At 62.9% G+C, this 24,692-nt stretch carries 15 protein-coding genes, 2 tRNA genes, 2 pseudogenes and 1 riboswitch; of the genes and pseudogenes, 9 read left to right on the top strand and 10 right to left on the bottom strand.

Features of this window, described 5'->3' with window-relative positions; all coding sequences use genetic code 11:
- Window positions 1-4: 4 nt before the first annotated feature.
- The 3 genes and pseudogenes from pyrH to rpsB form a co-directional block, all read right to left on the bottom strand.
- Window positions 5-726 (bottom strand): annotated as a pseudogene (gene pyrH, locus EAG14_RS06085) (UMP kinase).
- Window positions 727-780: 54 nt separating this feature from the next.
- Entirely contained in the window at window positions 781-1,707 is a 927-nt protein-coding gene (gene tsf / locus EAG14_RS06080) for a translation elongation factor Ts (RefSeq protein ID WP_099656206.1), read from the bottom strand.
- Between the two features lie 109 nt (window positions 1,708-1,816).
- Window positions 1,817-2,569, bottom strand: a complete 753-nt coding sequence (rpsB, locus tag EAG14_RS06075) for a 30S ribosomal protein S2 (protein WP_099656207.1) — start codon at window positions 2,567-2,569, stop codon at window positions 1,817-1,819.
- A 173-nt stretch (window positions 2,570-2,742) separates the two neighbouring features.
- Here rpsB and EAG14_RS06070 point away from each other — a divergent pair, with 173 nt between their 5' ends.
- From EAG14_RS06070 to EAG14_RS06060, 3 genes are all read left to right on the top strand, one after another.
- The gene (locus tag EAG14_RS06070; protein WP_121728363.1) at window positions 2,743-4,086 is read left to right on the top strand and encodes an amidase; all 1,344 of its coding nucleotides are present in this window, start codon (window positions 2,743-2,745) and stop codon (window positions 4,084-4,086) included.
- Between the two features lie 52 nt (window positions 4,087-4,138).
- On the top strand, window positions 4,139-5,356 hold the full coding sequence (locus EAG14_RS06065; protein WP_121728362.1) for an FAD-dependent oxidoreductase: 1,218 nt from the start codon (window positions 4,139-4,141) through the stop codon (window positions 5,354-5,356).
- Between the two features lie 221 nt (window positions 5,357-5,577).
- Window positions 5,578-7,140 (top strand): NAD(P)H-hydrate dehydratase, encoded by a 1,563-nt coding sequence (locus EAG14_RS06060; protein ID WP_121728361.1) that lies wholly within the window; start codon window positions 5,578-5,580, stop codon window positions 7,138-7,140.
- 50 nt (window positions 7,141-7,190) lie between these two features.
- Here the strand turns inward: EAG14_RS06060 and rnr are convergent, their stop codons facing one another.
- Window positions 7,191-9,554, bottom strand: a complete 2,364-nt coding sequence (rnr, locus tag EAG14_RS06055; protein ID WP_121728360.1) for a ribonuclease R — start codon at window positions 9,552-9,554, stop codon at window positions 7,191-7,193.
- A gap of 19 nt (window positions 9,555-9,573) precedes the next feature.
- Here rnr and EAG14_RS06050 point away from each other — a divergent pair.
- Together EAG14_RS06050 and EAG14_RS06045 are read left to right on the top strand one after the other, a co-directional pair.
- Window positions 9,574-9,658: transfer RNA gene (locus EAG14_RS06050), tRNA-Leu, on the top strand.
- Window positions 9,659-9,824: 166 nt separating this feature from the next.
- Window positions 9,825-9,909 (top strand) — tRNA-Leu (locus EAG14_RS06045).
- 204 nt (window positions 9,910-10,113) lie between these two features.
- Here EAG14_RS06045 and EAG14_RS06040 read toward each other — a convergent pair.
- Complete coding sequence (locus EAG14_RS06040; protein ID WP_121728359.1) at window positions 10,114-10,563, bottom strand: GNAT family acetyltransferase; 450 nt, start codon at window positions 10,561-10,563, stop codon at window positions 10,114-10,116.
- An 8-nt stretch (window positions 10,564-10,571) separates the two neighbouring features.
- A complete protein-coding gene (locus tag EAG14_RS06035) occupies window positions 10,572-13,313 on the bottom strand; it encodes a DUF349 domain-containing protein (RefSeq protein ID WP_121728358.1) in 2,742 nt (913 codons plus the stop codon).
- A gap of 988 nt (window positions 13,314-14,301) precedes the next feature.
- Between EAG14_RS06035 and EAG14_RS06030 the strand changes: the two genes are divergently transcribed.
- The 3 genes from EAG14_RS06030 to nrdR all read left to right on the top strand — a co-directional run bounded on the left by EAG14_RS06030 (window position 14,302) and on the right by nrdR (window position 17,183).
- Entirely contained in the window at window positions 14,302-15,156 is an 855-nt protein-coding gene (locus EAG14_RS06030; protein WP_121728357.1) for a lytic transglycosylase domain-containing protein, read from the top strand.
- A 116-nt stretch (window positions 15,157-15,272) separates the two neighbouring features.
- Window positions 15,273-15,423: riboswitch (ZMP/ZTP riboswitch) on the top strand.
- Between the two features lie 37 nt (window positions 15,424-15,460).
- Window positions 15,461-16,705: a serine hydroxymethyltransferase gene (gene glyA, locus EAG14_RS06025; protein WP_099656215.1), complete on the top strand. Its 1,245-nt coding sequence runs from the start codon at window positions 15,461-15,463 to the stop codon at window positions 16,703-16,705.
- A gap of 28 nt (window positions 16,706-16,733) precedes the next feature.
- Window positions 16,734-17,183 carry a transcriptional regulator NrdR gene (nrdR, locus tag EAG14_RS06020; protein WP_044402746.1) on the top strand — a complete coding sequence of 150 codons (450 nt, stop codon included), beginning with the start codon at window positions 16,734-16,736 and terminating at the stop codon, window positions 17,181-17,183.
- A 302-nt stretch (window positions 17,184-17,485) separates the two neighbouring features.
- Here nrdR and EAG14_RS06015 read toward each other — a convergent pair.
- The 3 genes and pseudogenes from EAG14_RS06015 to aroC all read right to left on the bottom strand — a co-directional run bounded on the left by EAG14_RS06015 (window position 17,486) and on the right by aroC (window position 21,701).
- Window positions 17,486-19,299 (bottom strand): annotated as a pseudogene (locus EAG14_RS06015) (bifunctional UDP-sugar hydrolase/5'-nucleotidase).
- Window positions 19,300-19,314: 15 nt separating this feature from the next.
- Entirely contained in the window at window positions 19,315-20,517 is a 1,203-nt protein-coding gene (locus tag EAG14_RS06010; RefSeq protein WP_099658733.1) for an MFS transporter, read from the bottom strand.
- Window positions 20,518-20,603: 86 nt separating this feature from the next.
- On the bottom strand, window positions 20,604-21,701 hold the full coding sequence (gene aroC / locus EAG14_RS06005) for a chorismate synthase (protein ID WP_099656217.1): 1,098 nt from the start codon (window positions 21,699-21,701) through the stop codon (window positions 20,604-20,606).
- 102 nt (window positions 21,702-21,803) lie between these two features.
- Between aroC and EAG14_RS06000 the strand changes: the two genes are divergently transcribed.
- Window positions 21,804-24,050: an EAL domain-containing protein gene (locus tag EAG14_RS06000; protein ID WP_121728356.1), complete on the top strand. Its 2,247-nt coding sequence runs from the start codon at window positions 21,804-21,806 to the stop codon at window positions 24,048-24,050.
- Between the two features lie 88 nt (window positions 24,051-24,138).
- On the opposite strand, the gene EAG14_RS05995 is transcribed toward EAG14_RS06000, so the two are convergent.
- Window positions 24,139-24,591 carry a CBS domain-containing protein gene (locus EAG14_RS05995; RefSeq protein ID WP_099656219.1) on the bottom strand — a complete coding sequence of 151 codons (453 nt, stop codon included), beginning with the start codon at window positions 24,589-24,591 and terminating at the stop codon, window positions 24,139-24,141.
- Window positions 24,592-24,692 lie beyond the last annotated feature (101 nt).

Below are 24,692 nucleotides of genomic sequence, written 5' to 3'. Positions count from 1 at the left end.
ATGGTCAGGCGTAGACCAAGGTACCTTCGTCTTCACCCATCACCACGCGCTTGAGAGCGCCATGCTTGATGATGGAGAACACGCGCACGGGCAGCTTTTGATCACGGCACAAGGCAAACGCCGTGGCATCCATGATGCCCAGATTGCGGGACATAGCCTCGTCAAAGCTGAGCTTCGTGTAGCGCGTTGCGGTGGGATCCTTGTGAGGGTCGGCAGTATATACGCCGTCGACCTTGGTGGCCTTCAGCACCACCTCGGCACCAATCTCGGCGCCGCGCAGGGCAGCGGCGGTGTCTGTGGTGAAAAACGGGTTGCCCGTGCCTGCGGCAAACACCACGACCTTGCCCTCTTCGAGGTACTGCAGCGCCTTGGGGCGCACATAGGGCTCCACCACCTGCTCAATGGCAATGGCCGACATCACCCGCGCCGTCAGGCCTTGCTTGTCCATGGCATCTGCCAAGGCCAGGGCATTCATGACCGTGGCCAGCATGCCCATGTAGTCGGCAGTGGCCCGGTCCATACCAACCGAGCCGCCCGCCACACCACGGAAGATATTCCCCCCCCAATCACCACCGCGACCTGGACACCCAGGCGGGTCACCTCTGCAATTTCCTCCACCATCCGGACGATGGTGGCGCGGTTGATGCCAAAGGAGTCATCGCCCATCAGCGCCTCACCGGACAGCTTGAGCAAAATACGCTTGTGGGCTGGCGCGGCGGTGGTCATGGGCAATTTCTCCAATGGATGATGGTGTTTGAGGGTTAAGCGGGAGTCAGTAGATCAGGCAGCAGCCTTGGCAGCAGCCACTTGGGCTGCCACTTCAGCAGCAAAGTCGTCCACCTTCTTCTCAATGCCTTCACCCACCACGTACAGGGTGAAACCCTTCACGGTGGTGTTGTTGGCCTTGAGCATTTGCTCAACGGTTTGCTTGCCATCCGCAGCCTTCACGAAGACTTGGTTGAACAGCGAGACTTCCTTGAGGAACTTCTGCACGCCGCCTTCGATGCGCTTGGACACGATTTCGTCGGACTGCACTGGCTTGCCTTCAGCTTCGGCCTTGGCCTTGTCTTCAGCCGCCTTGGCTGCGGCCACCGAGCGCTCTTTTTCGATCAGTTCGGCAGGCACATCAGCGCTGGTCAGCGCCACGGGCTTCATTGCAGCCACGTGCATTGCCACATCCTTGGCCGCAGCAGCATCACCGTCAAATTCGATGACCACGCCAATGCGCGTGCCGTGCAGGTAGGAAGCCAGGTTGCCGCCCGAGAAACGCTTGAAGCGACGGAACGACATGTTCTCGCCGATCTTGCCGATCAGACCCTTGCGCACATCTTCCAACGTGGGGCCAAAGGTCTCTTGCTCGTAGGCCAGAGCACTCAGTGCAGCGATATCAGCAGGGTTGTGGTCAGCCACCAGCTTGGCAGCAGCGTTGGCCAGGGCGATGAAGCTGTCGTTCTTGGAAACGAAGTCGGTTTCGCTGTTCACCTCGATCAGGGCACCCACATCGCCGTTGATGTAGCTGGCCACGACGCCTTCAGCCGTCACGCGGGCAGCAGCCTTGCCAGCCTTGGTGCCCAGCTTGACGCGCAGCAGCTCTTCCGCTTTCGCCATATCGCCGTCGGCTTCTGTCAGTGCCTTCTTGCATTCCATCATGGGAGCGTCGGTTTTGCCGCGCAGTTCAGCAACCATGCTTGCGGTAATTGCAGCCATCTGTGTTCCTTCAGTATTCAGTTCAAACGATTCAAAACTCGGGCTAAAAAAAAGGGGGCTAACCAGGAGCCCCGCTTTCATTCGCGACCACGGTCGCGCAGCCGGGCGCTCAGGCAGCCGACTCTTGCACTTCCACGAATTCGTCAGTGCTTTCCGAAGCCACAGCCTTCACGACTTCGTTCACGGCATTGGCACGGCCTTCGATGATCGCGTCAGCGATGCCACGGGCGTACAGCGTCACAGCCTTGGCCGAGTCGTCGTTACCAGGGATCACGTAGTCGATGCCTTCAGGCGAGTGGTTGGTGTCAACCACACCGATCAGTGGGATGCCCAGCTTCTTGGCTTCAGCCACGGCGATCTTGTGGAAGCCCACGTCGATGATGAAGATGGCATCAGGCAAGGCAGCCATGTCCTGGATGCCGCCGATGTCTTTTTCCAGCTTGGCGATTTCGCGGCTGAAAGTCAGTTGTTCTTTCTTGCTCAGGCTGTCCAGACCGGTTTCCATCTGGGCCTTCATGTCCTTCAGGCGCTTGATCGAAGTCTTCACGGTCTTGAAGTTCGTCAGCATGCCGCCCAACCAGCGTTGGTCCACGAATGGCACGCCAGCGCGCTGCGCTTCAGTGGACAGGATTTCACGGGCTTGGCGCTTGGTACCCACCATCAGGATGGTGCCGCGGTTCGCAGCCAGTTGCTTGGCGAACTTTTGGGCTTCCTGGAACAGTGGCAGCGACTTTTCCAGGTTGATGATGTGGATCTTGTTGCGGTGACCGAAGATGTACGGGGCCATCTTGGGGTTCCAGAAGCGGGTTTGGTGACCAAAGTGGACACCGGCTTCCAGCATTTCGCGCATAGTAACGGACATAAAAATACTCCAAAGGTTGGGTCTAAAATCCAGCCCCATAACTTGCGACTTCTGCTTGAAGCCGCAACACCTTGACGGGGCTGGTTTGCGATTGGTTTTGCCTCAACTGCGGGCTCAGGCCAAAAGACCACGCGCCACTGCGTACAGCAAAACCCAAAGATTCTAGCACACCCATGCAAGCCGACCTGATCGCGACCCGCGCCCTGATACAAGAGGGCGCCCTGACCGCAGCCCAGGCCATGGAGGCATCGGAGCGCTTGGCGCAAGCCCCTGCTGCGGCCCACTGTTTTCTTTCCTCATCCTTTGAGCAAGAGCGTGATCGGTTGCAACGCACCGAAACAGCGCACCAACCCCTGGCGGGTCTGGCCATCTCCGTCAAAGACCTTTTTGACGTGGCAGGGCAAGTCACCGCAGCAGGTTCGCTGGCTTTACAAGATGCCCCGGCAGCCGCAAGCGATGCGCCCGCCGTAGCCCGACTGCGTGCCGCAGGCGGCAGCATTGTGGGCCGCACCCACATGGTGGAGTTCGCTTTTTCCGGAGTGGGCACCAACCCGCACTTCACCACACCCGCCGCCTTCGACGCCCGCTTTGGCGCCATCCCCGGTGGTGCGCGCGTGCCGGGCGGATCATCCTCGGGTGCTGCTGTATCGGTGGCCAGTGGCGCCTGCTTTGCCGCGCTGGGCTCAGACACAGGGGGGTCCATCCGCATCCCTGCGGCCTTCAATGGACTGGTCGGGTTCAAAAGCACGGCAAGGCTGGTGCCCACCGGGGGCGCCATTCCCCTGTCGACCACCCTCGACACCGCCTGCGCCATGACGCGCAGCGTGCGCGATGCCATCCTGGTGCACGAGGTTCTGGCCGCACGGCACGCAGTGCGCAGCGCTGCCCCCCTGTCACAGTGGCGCCTTGCGGTACCCGCCACCACATTTTTGGAAGACCTCGCCCCAGAGGTTCGCACCGCGTTCCAGCGCTCCCTGGACGCACTGCAGCAAGCGGGCGCACACATCGAGACCATCGATCTGCGTGAAACAGCCGAACTAGGCCCCATGCAAGCACAGGGCAGCCTGGCCGCCGCCGAGAGCTACGCATGGCACCGCCCCCTGCTGGCCCAGTCGGCCCATCGGTACGACCCTCGGGTCCGCAGCCGCATCGAGCGGGGCGGCACCATGGGCGCCGCCGATTACATCGACCTGCAGCAAGCCAGGCAAGACTGGATCAACCGCATGCAAGCCCGCATGGCCTCTTTTGATGCCCTGCTCTCCCCTTGCACCCCCATCCCCGCCCCGCTCATGGCCGATGTAGCACCGGGCGAAGCGCGTGACGAGGCCTTTTTCAAGGTCAACGCCTTGGTGCTGCGCAACACCAGCGTGGTCAACATGCTGGACGGCTGCGCACTCTCATTGCCCTGCCATGTGCGCGGCGAATTGCCCACCGGGCTGATGGTCTGGCACGCGGGTGAGCACGATGACGCCGTGCTCAACATTGGCTTGCGTATCGAAGAATTGCTACAAAAATAATAGCTGCTAGCGCTTATAGAAAAAGCGCTAGAGCACCATTTCATTCAAAACCATGAAGATCGCCATTGTGGGCGCCGGGATCATCGGCGTGACCACCGCATACGAATTGGCCCACGACGGCCATGAAGTGACCGTGCTGGAACAGCGCAGCGCCGCCGCCGAGGAAGCCAGCTTTGCCAACGCCGGGCTGCTCGCCCCCTACCTGACCACCCCCTGTGCACTGGCTGGCAAAGCCGGGCTGCTGGGCAGCACACCAGCGGGCATCCGCATGGCGCAAGGCGCCGGACTGAAGGAGCTGGCCTGGCTGTGGCGCTGGCGGCGCAGCCAAACACCACTGGCAGCACTGGAGGGCCTGGCCCGCTACAGCCGCCAACGCACCCTGGACCTTGCCGCGCGCCACGAGCTGGATTTTGAAAGCAATACCGCCCGCTTGGTTCTTTTCCGGTCCGCCAAAGACCGCGCGCAGCTCCAGCCACTGCTGGACTGGCTGCGCGAATCCGGCACCCCGGTCCAAGACATCAGCCCAGACAATGCGCGCCAACTGGAGCCCGGCCTGTCGCCCGAAGCACCACTGGACAGCGTGGTGCTGCTGCCCTCCGCCGCGTCCGGCAACTGCCGACTGTTTGCCCAGATGCTGCGCCAAGGCATGCAAAGTGCCGGGGTGCAATTTGCGTTCAACACCCCAGTGACCGCGCTGTCCAGCGAGCCCACCGGCCTGTGGCTGCAAGGCGAGCCCGACATGCGCCGGTTTGACGCCGTGGTGCTGTGCGCGGGCGCCGCCTCCCCCGCCCTGCTGCGCCCACGCGGGCTGAAGCTGCCCATGGCCTCGGTGTTTGGCTACTCCGTCAGCGCCCCCCTGCGCGAGGCCACCCATGCGCCGCTGACCAGCGCCATCGACGCGCAACAGCAAATCACCATCACACGGCAGGGCCAGCGCATTCGCATTGCTGGCGGCGCCGAAGTCGGATCGCCGCAGGCGCCGCACCACCACGCCACCCTGCAAAAGCTGTACCGCGCCGTCAATGACTGGTTTCCCGGCGGCGCGCAATTGTCTGGCAGCCTGCAAATCTGGCGGGGCGCACGCCCAACCCTGCCCGACGGAGCGCCCGCCCTGGGCAACAGCGGCTTGCCCGGCATCTGGCTCAACACCGGGCACGGCGCCGGTGGCTGGGCCCTGGCCTGCGGCAGCGCCCGCGTGTTGGCCGATCTGATCGGCCAACGCACCCCGGAAGTCAACCTGCAGGGGCTGGAGGCGCAGCGCTTTTATTGATCCGACACTAAATCTACTTGAACCGTTCACGCTGAGCCCGTCGAAGCGCAGCGCAAGGTTTCGACAAGCTCAATCCGAACGGATATTTCAAGTTCAAAGAGGCCTGCCCAATAAGCTTGGCTAAAGGCACGGGGGCCTCACCACCCCCGCGAGATCGTCAACAGGCCCCCAGCAGCGCAAAATCAAGGGATAAGCAGCCCTTTGCGCTGCGGGACCCTGCCATGCAACGCATCACGCCCGACCAAGCCCACCCGTTATTCGACACCGCCGCCACCCGCCGACAAGAACAGGCCATGGCGGCCGCACTCCCACCCCACACCCTGATGCAACGCGCCGGACGGGCCGTGGCCCAGCTGGCGCAGGCGATTGCCCCGCACGCACGCACCGTATGGATTGCTTGCGGCCCGGGCAACAATGGCGGCGATGGGCTGGAGGCCGCCACCCATCTGGCACGCAGCGACCGCCAGGTCATCATCACCTGGCTGGGCTCGCCCGAAACACTGCCGGACGACGCACGGAAGTCCTGGGAGAAAGCCCGAAACACCGCCCACACCACCTGGAGCGACACCCCACCCGAGCACCTGACGCCGCAAGACCTGTGCATCGATGCCCTGCTGGGCATTGGCGTGCGCGCCTCCACCCCGCCCGCACCAGCCCCCAACACCGCAGGCAGCGTGCTCGCCCAATGGCTGGCACAGCTGCACACCTGCAGGGCCCCGGTGCTAGCAGTCGACGTGCCATCGGGGCTGGATGCCGACACCGGGCAATATGCCCACGGGCTGGAAGCCGCCGCCGGCGCAGGCCTCACGGGTGGCGCAGGGGCACGCTACACCCTCAGTCTGCTGACCCTGAAGCCGGGACTGTTCACCGCCCACGGGCGAGATGCGGCAGGACAGGTGTGGTTGGATGACTTGAGCGCACCACCCCATCCGCACACACCGCACAGCCGCGTACAGGAAAACCGGGAGCCCCCCACCGCCTGGCTGGCAGGCCCACCCGCCAGAGCGCAGCGCCACCATGCCAGCCACAAAGGCAGCTATGGTGATGTCGCCATCGTGGGCGGCGAAGGGCTGGCCCAGCGCGGCATGGGCATGACAGGGGCCGCGCTGCTCGCCGCATCCGCGGCATTGCATGCGGGTGCTGGCAGGGTGCTGGTCAGCCTGCTGGACCCTGCGGAGACCGCCGAGATCAGCACACAGCCTGAGCTGATGCTGCGCCGTTTTGAAGCCTTGGAGCTGGAGGCCCTCACCGTGGTGTGCGGCTGCGGCGGCGGGCAAGCGGTGCGTGGCGTGCTGCCAGCCGTGCTGCAACGGGCAGGCACCTTGGTATTGGACGCCGATGCCCTCAACGCCCTCAGCGCAGAGGGCAGCCTGCAACAGGTGCTCAAGGCGCGCGCCGCACGCCAGCACACCACCGTGCTGACCCCCCACCCGCTGGAAGCCGCACGCCTGCTGCACACCCACACCGCCCAGGTGCAAGCCCACCGGCTGGCTGCAGCACAGCAACTCGCCCGTCAATTTCAGTGTGTGGTGGTTCTCAAAGGCTCAGGCACCGTCATCGCCAGCCCCCAGGGCACCCCCACCATCAACCCCACGGGCAATGCCCGCCTGGCAACGGCGGGCACCGGCGATGTCTTGGCAGGCATGATTGGTGCCTATCTGGCACAAGGCATGCCCCCCGAACAGGCGGCCATGGCCGCCGTCTTTGTCCATGGGCAAGCAGCAGACCAGTGGCCAGAGCAAATGCCGTTGACTGCGGGAACACTGGCGCAACGCTTGGCCTAGCCGCCAAGTCCAACACGCCACCGGGGACGCCCCCCCCGGTGGCACTGTGCTCAACTGCGGCGCGCCTTACGGCCCTTGCCCTTGGCGGGCTTGCCACTGGCCACAGCCTGCTTGACCGAGGCCTTCAGTGACTGGATGGGGGAACGGTTGCCCCGGTCACGCGCGGACGGGGTCGCGTCCAAGGCCGATGCATCTGCCGCAGGCCTGCGGCCCTTGCCAGCCGCCCCTGCGGCAGAGCCTTTGCGCTCTGCCGCAGAGCGCCCTTTTTTACCGCCCGGTGCGGTGGCCGAATCACCGCCAACCCCCTTGTCCCTGAGCGCACGGCCGATCAGCTCTTCGTTCTCACGCACCAGACGGAAGTCAATCTTGCGCCCGTCCAGGTCCACACGGCTGACCTGCACCCGCACCCGCGTGCCAATGGCGTAACGGATGCCCGTGCGCTCACCGCGCAACTCCTGGCGCGCTTCATCGAACTTGAAGTACTCGCCCCCCAGCTCGGTGATGTGCACCAGCCCTTCGACATACATGGCGTCCAACGTCACAAAGATGCCGAAGCTGGTGGCCGCGCTGACCACGCCGCTGTACTCCTCGCCCAGGTGCTCGCGCATGTACTTGCACTTGAGCCAAGCCTCCACATCGCGGCTGGCCTCATCGGCGCGGCGTTCATTGGCACTGCAGTGCAGGCCCGCCGCCTCCCAGGCCTGGGTTTCACGGCTGGCAGGCTTGGCTTCTTTTCTTGGCTTGGTGCCCGGGGGCGCCACGCGCGCTGCCAGCCGCTTGGCCAGCTTGGCATGGGCCTCACCAGGGGTGGGCAAGGCGGGCAACTTGTACTGCGTCTTGCTCAAAATGGCTTTGATGACGCGGTGCACCAGCAAGTCGGGGTAGCGGCGAATCGGGCTGGTGAAATGTGTGTAGGCCTCAAACGCCAAGCCAAAGTGCCCACTGTTGATGGGCGTGTAGATCGCCTGCTGCATGGAGCGCAGCAGCATGGTGTGGATCTGCTGCGCATCTGGGCGGTCTTTGGTCGCCTCGGCAATCGCCTGAAACTCCGAAGGCTTGGGGTTGTCGCTGATCGACATCCCCACTGCCATGGCCTTGAGGTAGCCCCGCAGAATTTCCTGCTTTTCAGGGGTTGGCCCCTCGTGCACCCGAAACAATCCGGGCTGCCCACCCTGTGCGATGAAGTCGGCACTGCAAACGTTGGCAGCCAGCATGGCTTCTTCAATCAGCTTGTGGGCATCGTTGCGGGTGCGGGGGACGATTTTTTCGATGCGTCCGTTTTCATCGCACACGATTTGCGTTTCAGTGGTCTCAAAGTCCACAGCCCCGCGTTCACGGCGCGCCACCAGCAGGGCGCGGTACACATCGTGAAGGTTCAGCAAATCCTTCACCCGGTCCTTGCGCTTGCTGGCCTCAGGACCACGGGTGTTGGCCAAAATTGCAGCCACTTCGGTGTAGGTGAAGCGGGCGTGGCTGAACATCACTGCCGGGTAGAACTGGTAGGCATGGACCTCGCCCTTGGCGGTCACCAGCATGTCGCATACCATGCACAGCCGCTCGACCTCGGGGTTCAAAGAGCACAGGCCATTGCTGAGCTTTTCGGGCAGCATGGGAATCACGCGGCGCGGAAAGTAAACGCTGGTGGCTCGGTCGTAGGCGTCAATGTCGATGTCACTGCCGGTTTCGACGTAGTGGCTCACATCGGCAATCGCCACCAGCAGGCGCCAGCCTTTACTGCGCCCCACTTTAGCGGGCTCGCAATACACGGCATCGTCAAAGTCGCGCGCGTCTTCTCCGTCAATGGTGACCAAAGGCACATCGGTCAAATCCACCCGGCGCTTCTTGTCCAACGCCCGAACCTTGTCTGGCAGCGCCTTGGCCTGCGCCAGACAGTCCGCAGAAAACTCATGCGGAACACCGTACTTGCGCACCGCAATCTCAATCTCCATCCCTGGGTCATCGACCTCGCCCAGCACTTCAACAATGCGGCCCACAGGTTGCCCGAACAAAGCAGGCGGCTCGGTCAGTTCCACCACCACCACTTGCCCCGGTTTGGCAGCGCCAGTGGCCCCCTTGGGGATCAGGACATCCTGCCCATAGCGCTTGTCCTCAGGGGCCACCAGCCATACGCCGCTTTCCTGCAACAAACGGCCAATGATGGGCTGAAAAGGACGCTCAATGATTTCAACGACCCGCCCCTCAGGGCGGCCGCGGCGGTCCTGGCGAACGATGCGCACACGCACACGGTCCTTGTGCAACACAGCCCGCATCTCGTTGGGAGGGATGAAGATATCGCCATCCCCGTCGTCGCGGATGACAAACCCATGCCCATCTCGGTGCCCCTGAATGCTGCCTTCGATTTCGTCAGACAGGTGTGCAGGCGCTGCGCCGGGGGTGTTTTTTTTGATATACAATCTAAATCTTTCCTGAAATGCCCAGGTGGCGGAATTGGTAGACGCACTAGTTTCAGGTACTAGCGAGTAACATCGTGGAGGTTCGAGTCCTCTCCTGGGCACCAAGTTTAACGACAACCGATGACGGTTTTCTAAATAAAAAAGCCACTGCCTCTGCGGTGGCTTTTTTTATGGATGGCAAACGGACTGCACAAGCCATCCTTCAAAAAAATCAAGACAACTTATAAAAACAGGAAAAACCTGTTCTATAATTCAAATCTTTCCTGAAATGCCCAGGTGGCGGAATTGGTAGACGCACTAGTTTCAGGTACTAGCGAGTAACATCGTGGAGGTTCGAGTCCTCTCCTGGGCACCAAATCATTAAAAAGCCGTTGCACATGCAACGGCTTTTTTGTTTTGCGCTAACCCTTTTTGGCAAAGTACCTCGCCGCAGCCCATTGGCCTTCACGCATGCCAAATGCGTTACAGACCTCGCCGAAACTCAGGAGAGAAAGAAAGATGGTTCAGGGTAGGCACTGGAGCAAGATCGCGCTGACACACCAGCGCACCCAATCCGCACTCAATGGTCAGGGATCAATCGCTTGCCAAGGCAAAAAGCCTCATCCTGCGCGTAACCCAGCGCGTCATAAAAACCAAGCACCTGCACATTGCTGGTCCGCACCAGCACATTGACCTTGGGGCAGCCTAGCGCCAGCAGACGCTGCTCCACTTCCTGCATCAGCCGACGGCCCAAAGCCGCCCTCTGATGCTCTGGCGCGACAGCAAGGTAGTACACCGATCCACGGTGACCATCGTACCCCGCCATGGCAGATCCGACCAACACCTCCACACCCGCCGCATCAGCCTGCGTGGCCACCAAAAAAAGCCCGGGCTGAAAGCTTCGCTTGCGCTCAATATCCTTGTACGGATCATTCCAGGGGCGCACCAGCCCACAGGCATGCCAAAGCGCCACCACCTCCGACTCGTCAGCCGAGTCGAAGGTGCGGATGCACAGCGCAACAGCGGGCATGGGCAGAGTTACTTGCGCAGCAATGCCTTCAGCACATTTTGCAAACGCCGTGCACCGGCGGCGTCGCTGGCACTGGCCAACACCTGGGCTGCATCAGCACCCCAGGTTTGGTCTGGCGCCGGATCGTTGCGGCGCGTGAGCAATTGCAGTTGCAGCATGCGGCGAGCGGCGATGTACTCTGCCGGAGTGGGCACTTCGGCGGCCATTTCCAAGCGCAACAGCGCCTGGGCCGCATCACCCTTGGGCGCTGCAGACAAAGCCTGCGTCCAGGCCGAGCGAACGGCTGGCGTGACACGCCCGCCCAGATCTTGAGCACTGGGCACCTGCGCCGCATCGCGCTTTTCCCAGGCCGACAGCAACTGGGTCAGGGCTTCGCCATGGGCCTGTGCCGCCAACTTTTTCAGCGCTTGCTGGGCATGCTCCATGGCATCGCGCTGGGCTCGGAAAGCAGCATCCCCCAGACGAGGGCCACGGTCTTCGCGCTCTGCACGGTCGCCAAAGCGGCCTGGACGGTCATTGCGATCACCGAAACGCCCCTCCGTACGAGGACCACGATTGGCATCGCGGTCACCAGGGCGCGCATCGCGGCGATCACCTGGGCGTGCTCCACGACCGGGGGCGGCCGGGGCTTCTTTTTTCATACCGGGTCGATCATCACCACGCACAGCCACCACTGGACGGGCCACTGGCTTGGGCGCTGCAACAGGCGCAGGGGTCGCCACGTCCTCAGAAGTTTCTGAAGAAGTCTCAACCGCTCCTTCTTTAGGAGCATCTTGCGCTGATTCAACGGGCGCTGGCGCCTGATTTGACTCATCTTTTTGCGCCGTCTCCACGGCTTGGGCAGCTTGCGCTTGTCCACGCAAAGCAGCCTCCAGGGCCTGCATGGCAGAGCGAATCTGCTGTGCGTCACCCGTGGCGTTAGCAGCCTCCAGCGCCTTGGAGGCATCCACCACCACACGGTCTCTCGCACTCAACTCAGTCACTGCACGCTCACGGTCTGCAGACTTGCGATTGAACGCCTCATCAATCGGCTTACGGAAAGCATCCCACAGCTTTTGCTCGTGCTTGCGATCCAGAGGCACAGACTGAGCCTCGCCTTGCCAGCGCTGCTGCAGCGCCTTGACCGCATCAATGCGCAACGTGGGCGCTGCGCCCAAGGCCGTAGCCTCTTCAATCATGGCATGGCGCCGGGCCAGACTTTCCTTCTGGGCTGCCTCAAACGGCGCGGCAGCGGCGGCAATGGCCTGCTTCCACAACGGCTGCAACTCGGCAAACAGCTTTTCACCGATATGGCCGCTTTCGCGCCAACGGTCGCCAAACTGGTACAGCGCACGATGGATGCCCTTCCAATCGCCAGAGGCTGCATGCTCCTGGGCCCAGGCCTTGACCTCTTCGATCAAAGCCAGGCGCTGGGCCTTGTGCTCAGCAGCCTCCGCCCGGATCTTGTCCAGCCATGCTTCCACCACTTTGTGGGCTGCATTGCAGGCCTCGTCAAACTTCTTCCACAACCCGTGGTTGGGTGCACCACCCTGGTCGGCTTGCTTCCATTGCTCACGCAGCTGGCGCAGGGTTTCCTGCATCTTGCGCCCACCCAAGGCCTGGCCTTCAGGGCGATTGAGCAGCGCTTCGGCCTTGGCCACCAACTCTTCACGCACCTGATCGGCACTCCAACGCTGCCAGCCTTCCAGCTCACCAGCGGCCACCAAGGCAGCATGCACTTGCTGCTCCAACGCGGCATCCAGGTGCTTGCCATGGACCTTCAGCACGGCGCGCAAAGCGGCAGCCGCACCCGCGCTGGCCTTGCCGTGGCCTTCGGCAGTTTCCTTTTCTAGCACGACCAGCGCTTCGCGTACGGCCTGCACCGCCTTGTCGCGCACCTCGGGGGCCACCTTGGGCTTGGCCGGACGGGCCGCCTTGGCCGCTGCGGCAGCCGCCTCAGAGGGCAGGCCCCGCGCCACACGCAACTCATCAGCCCACACAGGCACAGGCGGCAGTGGGGCATTGGCATCCTCGGCCGCCGCAACCGCTTGGGCCAGCGCAGGCTGAAATGCCTCCCACACCACCAGCAACTGGGACTTGGAAGCATCCAACAGCGGGGGAAAACGGGCTTCCACACTGGCCCAACTGGCATCACCTGCCAGACCAAGGGCTTGCTCTTGCCAACGGGCGACATCCGCCCCCAGCAATTCCAAGGCGGCCTGCGCATCACGCCAAGATTTTGTCGATAGCACTTCAATGCGCTGCGCGAGCAGTACGGCCGCTTCGCGCTGCACCTGGACACGGTGCTGCAGGTCTTCAATCACCTTGACGCGGTCGGCAATTTGCACCTTGAGCACAGACAGGGGCTCACGCGACAGAGGTGCACCTGCCTTGGCGGCATCCCGCTGCCAGGCTAAAGCGTCAGCGATATTGAGCTTGGAGGCCGCCAGCAGTGCCTGGGCTTTCTCGGCCCACTCGGCCGCGATCGCTTCTTGCCCCTTGGCCCGGCGAATCTCATCCAGACGCTCGCGCACCGCGCGGGCCGCGCCCTTGTCCCGGCCACTCAGCTCCTTGAACACCTCTTGCAGTTGCTCAGGCGCCGGCTGCGTGGTGAGCCAATCGCGGATACGCGAAGCGCGCTCACCAGAGGTCGCTGCTGAAAAAGCACCACCAGTCAGTGCGTCCAGCGGGTGCAACTCTTGGGTTTTGGCCGGGGCCGGATTCACTTCAGGGGCTTCAGACATTTTGCTGCGGGAAAAAAAAGGAAACATGGATCAATCAAAAACGAATGGGGCCTGGAGGCCAACACCCCTAACCAGACCAGCCATGGCACCGGCCTTACAGACAGGCCATGGCAAAAGAAACTATTGTCACAGACAGGCCAACCGACCTGCGTGGGGATGATGCCCGGGCATCATCCCGATCAACATGACATGGCACAAACACCCCCTGCCCATGCACAGCAACCCTGCTGGCCAGTGACCAGGGTCTAGGGCAACCCCAAGGGCAACAGCGCCCATTATCTATATATATGCAAAGGCACCGATTGACAGCCCCTGGAGCCGAGGAAAAACCAAAGGGGTGTCAACCACACCAAGCGCCAGCCCACAAACAAGAAAGCCCGATGAACACGGCCATGTGGCTTGCTCACCGGGCTTGACGGCTGACACAACGGTCTTTGCCATCGCTTCGCAACGCGGAGGTTCACGTCCCCGCTGCGAGGGGGCAATGGATTGCCCCCATGGGGTGCCATGAAAGCCTCGTCTGCTGCACCTAGGCACTGAATGCGGTTGGAGGGAGATTTGGCTTCGTCCGGCGATGCCTGATCTTTCAGGCGCCTCCACGTTAACAAACTACGCCAACCGCTTCAAACAGCAATTTCAATCACCACACATCAATTGATTGAAAAAATCTTTCAAACAACACCCTCCCCTCGACAAACCGAGGCCACAAAGCACTTCCTCCGTCAAAAATATGGATGCAATCACAGTGTTTTTATAATTTTTATGTCTTAAAATAATTTTTGATAGTATTGACCATGAATTAAGTACCCTCCTAGAATCCGCCAGCCTTCAAAACCAAGGCTGGTAAAAACCCCAACCCGCTGCCGAACCCGGCTAAGTCAACTCTGCCAGCGTCGCAACCTGCGATCGCACCGACACAGAGTTTGATGGCGTACCAATCCAAGCGGACACCCGCAACCGCACTGCCAACACCGGCAGGCGCCCCGTGCGGAATCCGCCTCAGAAAGGAAGAGCTATGACAGCGTCAGGAAAAATAGTCTCCGGCGTACGAACCTTCGTTGCCGATGTGACCAACGGTTTTCTTGAGATCACCCACAACAGCTTTGCCCTCATCGGCTTGGCAGTTGCCTTTGTGGCCATCACTTTGACGGCCCGACCCGACCTGCGCCAAGCCGGCGAGGAGCAGCTCATGGGCTGGCTTCAGGCCCGGCAGGTCGCAGCCATTGGCATGCCCGTTGAGCCCGAGGCCAGCGAGCGCGCCACGGCCAGCAACCCCAAAGACCTGCCCAAAGAGCAGGCTGCGGTGGCCTTCTGGCTCAGCAAAAAATACAAGGTGGCAGCAGAGCCCCTGAGCGCGCTCGTGGCGGAAGCCTACGAAATCGGCGGGCGTACCAAGCTGGACCCCACGCTCATCCTTGCCATCATGGCGATTGAGTCCAACTTCAACCCCTTCGCGCAAAGCGCGGTGGGTGCGCAGGGCCTCATGCAAGTGATGACCACGGTGCACACCGAGAAGTACCAGAATTTTGGCGGCCACTTTGCCGCGTTTGATCCCGTCTCCAACCTCCGGGTTGGCGTCAAAGTGCTGCAGGAATGCATTGCACGTGCAGGCTCGATCGAAGGCGGGCTGCGCTACTACGTGGGCGCAGCCAATTTGGCAGACGACGGCGGCTACACCGCCAAGGTGATGGCCGAACATGCCCGCCTGAAGCAAGTGGCCAGCGGCCGCTCGGTGCCACTGAACGCACCGACGATGCTGTCAACCCAGGCGCCAGCGACACCAGCCCAGGCAACCCCCACAACCTCGCGCAACACGCCTTCCGCAGCAGGGAACGACAGCAAGGTCGCGCTGCTCACGACCGGGCTCTGACAACCCGGTCAGCGGGCCACCAAGGCACCGCCATGGCCCGCAGCGGGAGCACATTGCTTCGCACAGCCCCACAGCAAAGTCAGGCAAAGTGGCAGTCCCCAGACCTCAGCTACACTACGCGGGTACGCAACTGGCGATAGGCGCAAGGCCCTCACGGGTGTTGCCGCTGACGTGGAAACCAGCAAGAACCTGCTTCTTGTGAACCACTGGGGAGCGTGCCGCAAGGTCCCAAGACTTTGCGTTCCGCCGTTCGCCTGGGCAGCCCTTGTTTCAAGGGACACAAGTTCATAGGACTGCCAACACCATGTACGACCGCAATATTCTTGTCGAACAAACCGATCCCGAGCTGTTTGCCGCCATCCAGGCTGAAAACGCCCGCCAAGAGCACCACATCGAGCTGATCGCCAGCGAGAACTACGCATCCCCTGCCGTGATGTGGGCGCAAGGCACCCAGCTCACCAACAAGTACGCCGAAGGCTACCCAGGCAAGCGCTACTACGGTGGCTGCGAGCATGTGGATGTGGCCGAGCAACTGGCCATTGACCGCGTCAAGAAGATCTTCGGCGCCGATGCCGCCAACGTGCAGCCCCACTGCGGCGCCTCCGCCAACGAAGCCGTGTTCCTGGCCTTCCTCAAGCCCGGCGACACCATCATGGGCATGAGCCTGGCCGAAGGCGGCCACCTGACACACGGCATGCCGCTGAACATGTCGGGCAAGTGGTTCAACGTGGTCAGCTACGGCCTGGACAAGAACGAAGCCATTGACTACGACGCAATGGAAGCCAAGGCCCGCGAACACAAGCCCAAGCTCATCGTGGCCGGTGCATCCGCCTACAGCCTGCACATCGACTTTGCCCGCTTCGCCAAGATCGCCAAGGAAATCGGCGCGATCTTCATGGTGGACATGGCCCACTACGCGGGCCTGATCGCTGCGGGCGTGTACCCCAACCCCGTGCCCCACGCTGATGTGGTGACATCGACCACCCACAAGAGCCTGCGCGGCCCCCGTGGCGGCATCATCCTGATGAAGGCCGAGCACGAAAAGGCCATCAACAGCGCCATCTTCCCCGGCCTGCAAGGCGGCCCGCTGATGCACGTGATCGCAGCCAAGGCCGTGGCCTTCAAGGAAGCAATGCAGCCCGAATTCAAGGCCTACCAGGAACAAGTGGCCAAGAACGCCAAGGTCGTGGCCGAGACGCTGACCGCACGCGGCCTGCGCATTGTGTCGGGCGGCACACAAAGCCACGTGATGCTGGTCGACCTGCGTGCCAAGGGCATCACCGGCAAGGAAGCCGAGGCCGTGCTGGGCGCCGCCCACATGACCATCAACAAGAACGCGATCCCCAACGACCCTGAAAAGCCGATGGTGACCAGCGGCGTGCGCATTGGCACCCCTGCTATGACCACACGCGGCTTCAAGGAAGAAGAAGCCCGCATCACGGCGAACCTGATCGCCGACGTGCTGGACAACCCACGCGATGAAGCCAACATCGCCGCCGTGCGCGCCAAGGTCAACGCCCTGACCGCACGCTTCCCTGTCTACCGCTAAGCCGTCAAGCCGATAGCGATCAGCGACCATGAAATGCCCCTTCTGCAGCCACCTGGAAACGCAAGTCGTTGAAACACGGGTGTCTGAAGACGGGGTGTTCATTCGCCGTCGCCGCCAGTGCGGCGCGTGCGATAAGCGCTTTACCACCTACGAACGGCCGGAAGTGAACTTCCCGGCCATCGTCAAAAAAGACGGCCGCCGCATCGAGTACGAGCGCGGCAAGCTGCTCGCCTCCTTCAACCTGGCGTTGCGCAAGCGCCCGGTGAGCACCGAGCAAATCGACAGCGCCATTGAGCGCATTGAAGAAAAGCTGCTGAACCTGGGCCAGCGCGAAGTGAACTCGGGCCGCATCGGCGAGTTGGTGATGCGCGAGCTCAAGAAGCTCGATAAGGTCGCCTACATCCGCTTTGCGAGCGTGTACCGCAGCTTTGAAGACATTGATGAGTTCCGGGCACTCGTAGACGAAGTACGCAAGTAAGTCACTGCACCTTGCATTGGCGACCCAGGGCAAAACTGCCGCAGACTGCACTGCAGTCATTCCACTTCTTCGGTAGCCCAGCGCCCAATTGCTACCAAATTTATAGCTGCCAGCGCTTTAAGCACAATCGCTAGAGGCCTTTTTGACTTAAACTCCAGCAAAAGCCCCAGCGCGCTTGCCGCCTGATGTGCAGTGCGAGGCAACGATCCCACAGGCATCCATCCCAGGCGGCGGGCTCACCCCGCAGTGGGCCGGGTCCGTAGACCTGGTAGCCACCGCGCAGGGCGAAGCCCCTCAAGCCATCAGCGCACCACCCGCTGGATGCGATTGGTGGCAGGTGGCACCACCGGGTTCTGCGCCCGCACATAGGCCTCCAGGGCATCCAGGTCCTGATCCCCCCCAGGGTGTCACGCCCCTCAGAAAATACGGTGAACCCATCGCCCCCACTGGCCAGAAAGCTGCTGATGGCCACGCGCACCTGGGCGCCCTCTTCCAGCGGCTTGCCGTGCAAAGTCATGTGGCTGATGCGAGCCCCCGCAGGTTGCGAAAGGTCGTACCGGTAGCCAAAGCCTTCAGACACCGACAGCACCCGAGGCGCCTCTGGCCGGCTGGTGCCGCCGCTGAACTGCTGCTCCAGCACCGCGCGAATCTGAGCCCCGGTGTAGGTGCGCACCATGATGTTGTTGCCAAAGGGCTGCACGCTGAACAGCTGCCCATAGCTCAAGCGGCCCTGGACATCAGGCACCAGGTCGGCACGCAGGCCACCGGGGTTCATGAACGACAGCTGGGCACCGCCCTTGTCGGGCGCCTGGGTAGCGGCCAGCTGCGCGTCGGCAATCAGGTTGCCCAGCGCGCTTTCCTGGGATGCGGCACGCGCCCGCAGCACCGGGGCGCTGGCCCGCCCCACAGGCCGCTGGGCCAGTGGCTCGGCCGCAGCGCGGTAGCGGGCCACCAGTTGGTGCACGAAGGGGTCTGCAGCGAAGGCTGGCACGGCCGGGTTCAGCGGCACCAGCCCCTGGCTGCCGGTAAAGGCCTCGCCTTGCACGATGTGGTTGTGTGCCGCCTTGCGCACCACGCGGCGGGTGCTCAGGTCCACCTGCAAAGCCACCTCGGTCACCAACGAGCCATATTGCCCCGCACTGGTCAGCAAAAAGGGCCGTGCGGGATTCACCCGGCCGTAGTCGCACACATAGGCCTGGTGGGTGTGGCCCGACACCACCACATCCACCGCAGGGTCCAGCCGCTCCAGGATGGGCACGATGTCCCCATTGATGCCCGAGCAGCTCTGCTCCAGCACCTTGGCGTTGGTATAGCCGCCTTCATGGATGGCCACCACAATCACATCGGCGCCTTGGGCACGCAACTGGGGAATCAGCGCATTGGCGGTGCTCGCCTCGTCTTCAAAGCGCAGGCCCTTCACCCCCGAGGGGCTGACCATGGTGGGCGTGGCCTTGAGGGTCATGCCAATAAAGCCCACGGTCACGGTCACCCCGCCTTGGGTAAAGCGCTTGATGCCCGTGGCAGGCAGCAGCGGCTGCCCGTCTTCACGCAGGGTGTTGGCGGCCAGAAAGCCAAAACGCGCCCCCTCAAAGGGCTTGCTGATCTGGCACGGCTCGCGCACCGTGAACTTCTCGCAGCCGCCCCGCTGCAGGCGCAGCAGTTCCTGCCAGCCCCGGTCAAACTCATGGTTGCCCACGGCAGAAAAGTCGATCTGCATGTGGTTCACCGCTTCGATGGTGGGCTCGTCCAGAAACAAGGCCGAGACCAAGGGCGAGGCCCCCACCATGTCCCCAGCCGTGATCACGGCGTGGTGCGGGTTGCGCGACTTGAGCTGGGCGATGGCACTGGCCAGGTAGGCCGCTCCACCGGCAGGCACGCGTTCGACGCCAGCGGCACCACGGATGGGCACCGCGATGTGCGGTGGCTCCAGGTTGCCATGCAGGTCATTGAAGGCGATCAGCCCGATGTCCATCGTGGCGGCGCCAGGGGCTACCGCGCCGGGCTGCATCGCCGGGCCCGCTTCAGGGCCATGGGCACAGCCCACCAATGCGGCCGCAGCCAGCACGCAGGCCGCAGCACCCACCCATCGCACTTTGCCCGTTTGAATCTGATTCATGTCATCTCTCCCTATTCACTGCGGAAGGCGGGCAGCCAGCCGCCCCACCCTCCACGCACACACACAGGCCAGCAGGCTGCTGCCCATGGCCAGCCAGTACACCGAGGCCAGACCCAGCGCCGCGCCCACCGCACCACCGGCCAAGGCCCCCAGCACCCCTGGCAGGCCATAGGCCAGCACCGAGTACAGCGCCTGCCCCCGGCCACGCAAACGCCCTGGAAAGAACTGCGACAGCAACGCAATGCACGCCGTGTGGTGCGCGGCAAACGTCAGGGCGTGCAGCACCTGCGCAGCGCACAACACCGCCCACCACTCGCCGCCTGCCGCCGTCATGCCCATGCGCAAAGCCATGGCGGCAGCGCACACCAGCAGCCAGCCCGTCAAGGGCCAACGCGGCAGCCACCGGCTTTGGGTAAAGAACCAAACGATCTCGACCACCACCGACACCGCCCACAAAATGCCAATGGTGGATTTGGCGTAACCCAGCGCGTCCAGGTACAGCGAAAAAAACACATACACCGCCATGTGCGCCAGCACATGGAAAAACGCGGACGCAAAAAACCACCGCACCACGGGCTGGCACAGCACCGGCCACACAGGCGGGTTCAGGGTGCCGGGCGTAGCGGCCTCGGCAGCGTCTTCCTTGAGCCCCGGCAACAGCCAGGTGCTGACCACCACGGCCAGCAAGGTACCCAGCGTCCAGCCCGGGAAATGCGCCATGCCATGGCGCTCAAACCAGGCCCCAGCCGCAAACACCGTGACCAAAAAGCCCAGCGAGCCCCACAGCCGCACCCGGCCATAGCGCCGCGCATCAAAGCTGCCACCCTGGCTGACAAGGTGCGCCATGGCGGCCTCGCTCATGGGCATCATGGCGCTGGTGTGGGTGAACATGAGCAGCAGCACAGCAGCCAGCCAGAACACACCAGCCTCCCACCACAAGCCCAGCGACACCACCAAGGCCACCGTGGCACACAAGCGCAGCCAGCGCACCCGCTCGCCCGTGTGGTCGCTGAGCATGCCCCAGCCATAGGGCGCAAACAACCGCGTGAGGGACTGCACCGACGTCAGCACGCTGATGGTGAGCAATGGCAAGCCCAGGCTTTTGAGCCACAGCGGAAGGTACGGGTTAAAGAACCCGATGTGCGCAAAATAGCTGGCCGACAGCGCAGCAAATGGCAGCAAGGGGCGGCTCGCCCAGGCCGTGCGCAGCCTGTTCATGCCTGTCAGGCCGCGCAGGCACAACGTGCCCGCGCAGCAACGCCCATGCCATCACGCTGCAAATTGCGCACAGGCCGTGCGGGTCTTCAGAGGAACGAGGCTTTGATCGGTGCCACGTCGTGCACCACATCGCCGCACTGGGCGCGGTGGCGCAGGGCATGGTCCATCACCACCAGCGCCAGCAGCGCTTCTGCAATAGGGGCTGCACGGATGCCCACGCACGGGTCGTGGCGGCCCTTGGTGATGACTTCGGTGGGGTTGCCGTGGATGTCAATGGAGTCGCGCGGACTGATGATGGAGCTGGTGGGTTTGATGGCAATGCTCACTTCCAGGTCTTGCCCGGTGCTGATGCCGCCGAGCACGCCGCCCGCGTTGTTCGAGAGAAAGCCGTTAGGCGCCATCGAATCGCCATGCGTGGTGCCCCGCTGGGCCACGCTGGCAAAACCGGCACCAATCTCCACGCCCTTGACGGCATTGAGCCCCATCATGACAAAGGCAATGTCGGCATCCAGCTTGTCGTACAAGGGCTCGCCCAAGCCCACTGGCACACCCGTGGCCTGCACCCGGATGCGCGCACCACACGAATCACCCGCTTTGCGCAGGGCATCCATGTAGTCTTCGTACTGGGCCACATCGGCTACCGGGGCAAAAAACGGGTTGCTGCGCACGTGGTCCCAGCTCTCGAAGGGAATCTCCAGCTCGCCCAGCTGCGTCATGCAGGCGCGGAACTGCGTGCCATATTGCTGCTGTAGCCACTTTTTGGCCACGGCGCCCGCCGCCACGGTGGGGGCCGTCAGGCGTGCAGACGAGCGACCACCGCCCCGAGGGTCGCGAATGCCGTACTTGTGCCAGTACGAATAATCGGCGTGGCCAGGGCGAAAGCTCTGGGCGATGTTGCCGTAGTCTTTGCTGCGCTGGTCGGTGTTGCGAATCAGCAGGGCAATGGGGGTGCCGGTGGTCTTGCCCTCGTACACGCCCGAGAGGATTTCCACCGCGTCAGGTTCGTTGCGCTGGGTCACGTGCCGGCTGGTACCAGGGCGGCGGCGGTCCAGGTCGATCTGGATGTCGGCCTCGGTCAACGGCATGCCGGGGGGGCAGCCGTCAATCACGCAGCCAATGGCTGGACCATGGGATTCACCAAAATTGGTGACAGCGAAAAGGGTGCCTAGGGTATTGCCGCTCATTCAAGGATTATCCCAGAGCAAACCTGTCCCGCATGCGTATCCAGCGCTTGGCAGAGCGCCCGCCAAGGGCTAGCATGGGGTACGACTCCTCCTGAGAAGCGCATGCCAGCCTCCATACTGCCCCCCGGAGACCCAGCCACCGCTGCAACGCAGCCAGCACCGGCCCCATTGCCGGAACTGGCCAATGGCCCTTTGCGCAACGCCCTGGACTGCAGCGACAACGCCATCGCCATGACCAACAGCGACCGCCAGGTCGTGTACGTCAACCACGGCTTCACGCGCCTGTTTGGCTTCAGCATGGACGACATTCGCGGCAAATACCTCAGCAACCTGCTGCAAGGGCCGCACACACAGCAAGGGCTGACCGACGCCATTCGCAACGGGCTGCGCCTGCACGGGCACTACCACGGCGATGCCCTCATTTACAGCCGCGACGGCCAGCCCCGCTGGGTGTCGATGGTGGTCAATGCGGCCGACGAAGCTGTGGGCGGACCCGGTGGGTCCATCACCGTGCTGACCGACATCACCCTCACCAAGATGCACGAAGTGCTGCAAAAGCGCGTGCTGGAGAGCATGGTCAGCGAAACCAGCCTGCCCGCGCTGATGGCCAAGGTGTGCAAAGAGGTCGAAGGCATTGCCCCCGAAGTTACTGCCTCCATCCTGGCGGTGGATGCCAACGGCCTGATCCACCCGCTGGCAGCCCCCGGCTTGCCGCCAGATATTTGTGCAGCGCTGGACGGCTTGCGCATTGGCCCCAAGGCGGGCTCGTGCGGCACCGCCGCCTACTGGGGGCTGCCCGTGGTGACCACCGACATTGCCACCGACCCACGCTGGGACGACTACCGAGCTCTCTTCCAGCCCACCGGGCTCAAGGCCTGCTGGTCCAGCCCCATCCGCGACCACCAGGGCCTGGTGGTGGGCACCTTTGCCTTCTACTTCAAAGAGCCCCGCGAACCCAACGCACTGCACCAAAGCCTGGTGCAGGTGTGCCTGCACCTGTGCGCCCTGGCCATCGAGCGCGATGCCGCACGCCAGCGCATCCACCAACTGGCGTTTTTTGACGCACTCACCGGTCTGCCCAACCGCGCCATGTTCCGCAGCAATGCCGAGCGGGCCCTGTCCCAGATGGAGCGAGACCACCAAAGCGGCGCTGTGCTCTTTGTGGACCTGGACCGGTTCAAGCAGGTGAATGACACCCAGGGCCACGCAGCGGGCGACGCACTGCTGCGCGAAGTGGCACAGCGCCTGGGCGAATGCGTGCGTGCGCAAGACGGCATTGGTCGCCTCTCGGGTGATGAATTCGTGCTGCTGCTGTCCAATTGCAGCAGCCAGCAGGCGGTGCAAACGGCCCAGCGCGTGCTGTCCAGAATCGCCCACCCGGTGGACATCCAGGGCCAGGTCAACCTGCCCAGCGCCAGCATCGGCATTGCCATCTACCCAGACGACGGCACCGACATCGACACCCTGCTGCTGCACGCGGACCAGGCCATGTACCAGGCCAAAAGCGATCATCTGCACAGCCTGCAGCTCTTCAGCCTGGAGATGAACCGCCGCGCCCAAGAGCGCGCGGCCATGGAAAGGGCCTTGCGCCAGGCACTGGAGCAGCGCCAGCTCACGCTGCACTACCAGCCGCAGACCACAGCGGACCCAGTGCTCACCCTGCACGGAGTGGAAGCCCTGGCCCGCTGGAGCCACCCCGAATGGGGCGCCATCTCGCCAGCCCAGTTCATCCCGCTGGCCGAAGAAACGGGTCTGATCCACCCTCTGACGCGATGGCTGGTGGACGAGGCCTGTACGCAGCTCACGGCCTGGCGCGCTGCGGGCCTGGTCGTGCCACATGTCGCACTGAACCTGTCGGGCCGCAGCTTCCACCAAAAAGGTTTTGCGCAAAGCATCAGCGCAACCCTGCTCCAGCACGGGCTCTGTGCCCAAGACCTGCTGCTGGAGATTACCGAGAGTGTGGTGATGGATGGCCGCGCCGTCACCCAAGAGAACATCGAGCAGCTCAGCCAGCAGGGCTTCAAGCTATCGCTGGATGACTTTGGCACCGGGTATTCCAGCCTGAGCTATCTGCACCGCCTGCCCATTGCAGAGCTCAAGCTGGACAAATCGTTTGTGCAAGACCTAGAACACAGCGAAACCGCACGGGCGCTGACCATTTCGGTGCTCAGCATCGCCAAAAGCCTGCACATGACGGTGGTTGCCGAAGGGGTGGAAACGCAGCACCAATGCCGCTGGCTCAAGGACCACGGCTGCGAGGTAATGCAGGGCTATTTGCTGGGCCGCCCCATGCCAGCAGAGATGCTGGCGTCGTGGATGCCAGGGGCTAGTACGGCCTGCTGCGCCTAGTGCTGCCGGACAGGGACTGTGGTTGCCAGTGATGACCTGCCCCACCTGGGCAGGCACCACATTGGCGCCCTAAAAACACCGTGACTTGTCAGGCCTTGGTGTCGTCCTCAGCGGGCCAGTCGCGGATGTAGGCCTTGAGCATCTGGTTTTCAAAGTTCTGGCTGTCCACCACGGCCTTGGCCACATCGTAGAAGCTGATGACCCCCATGAGCATGCGCTTGTCCATCACGGGCATGTAGCGGGCATGGCGGTCCAGCATCATGCGGCGCACCTCGTCCATCTCGGTTTCCAGCGTGCAGGTCAGCGGCGCATCGTCCATGGCCGATCGCACCCGCAGCGTGCCCACCGAGCCCCCATTGCGCACCACGGCCTGGATCACCTCGCGGAAGGTGAGCATGCCCACCAGGTCACCCAGCTCCATCACCACCAGCGAGCCAATGTCTTTCTCGGCCATCACCTGAGCGGCGTCGGCCAAGGGCTCGTCCGGTGTCACGGTGTAGAGGGTGTTTCCTTTGACGCGCAGGATGTCGCTGACTTTCATGGGGCAGGGTCTCCGAGGGGATGCGCGCAGCGCTGTAGGCTGCGTCTTAAGGCTGATTCCGGGTAAATATAGCCCACAATTTGCGCCCATATCGACAACAT

Source organism: Acidovorax sp. 1608163, assembly GCF_003669015.1.
In the GTDB taxonomy this organism is placed as follows: domain Bacteria; phylum Pseudomonadota; class Gammaproteobacteria; order Burkholderiales; family Burkholderiaceae_C; genus Acidovorax.
Note: the sequence above shows the minus strand (reverse complement) of the source record. Positions and strands in the feature narration are given on the sequence as shown.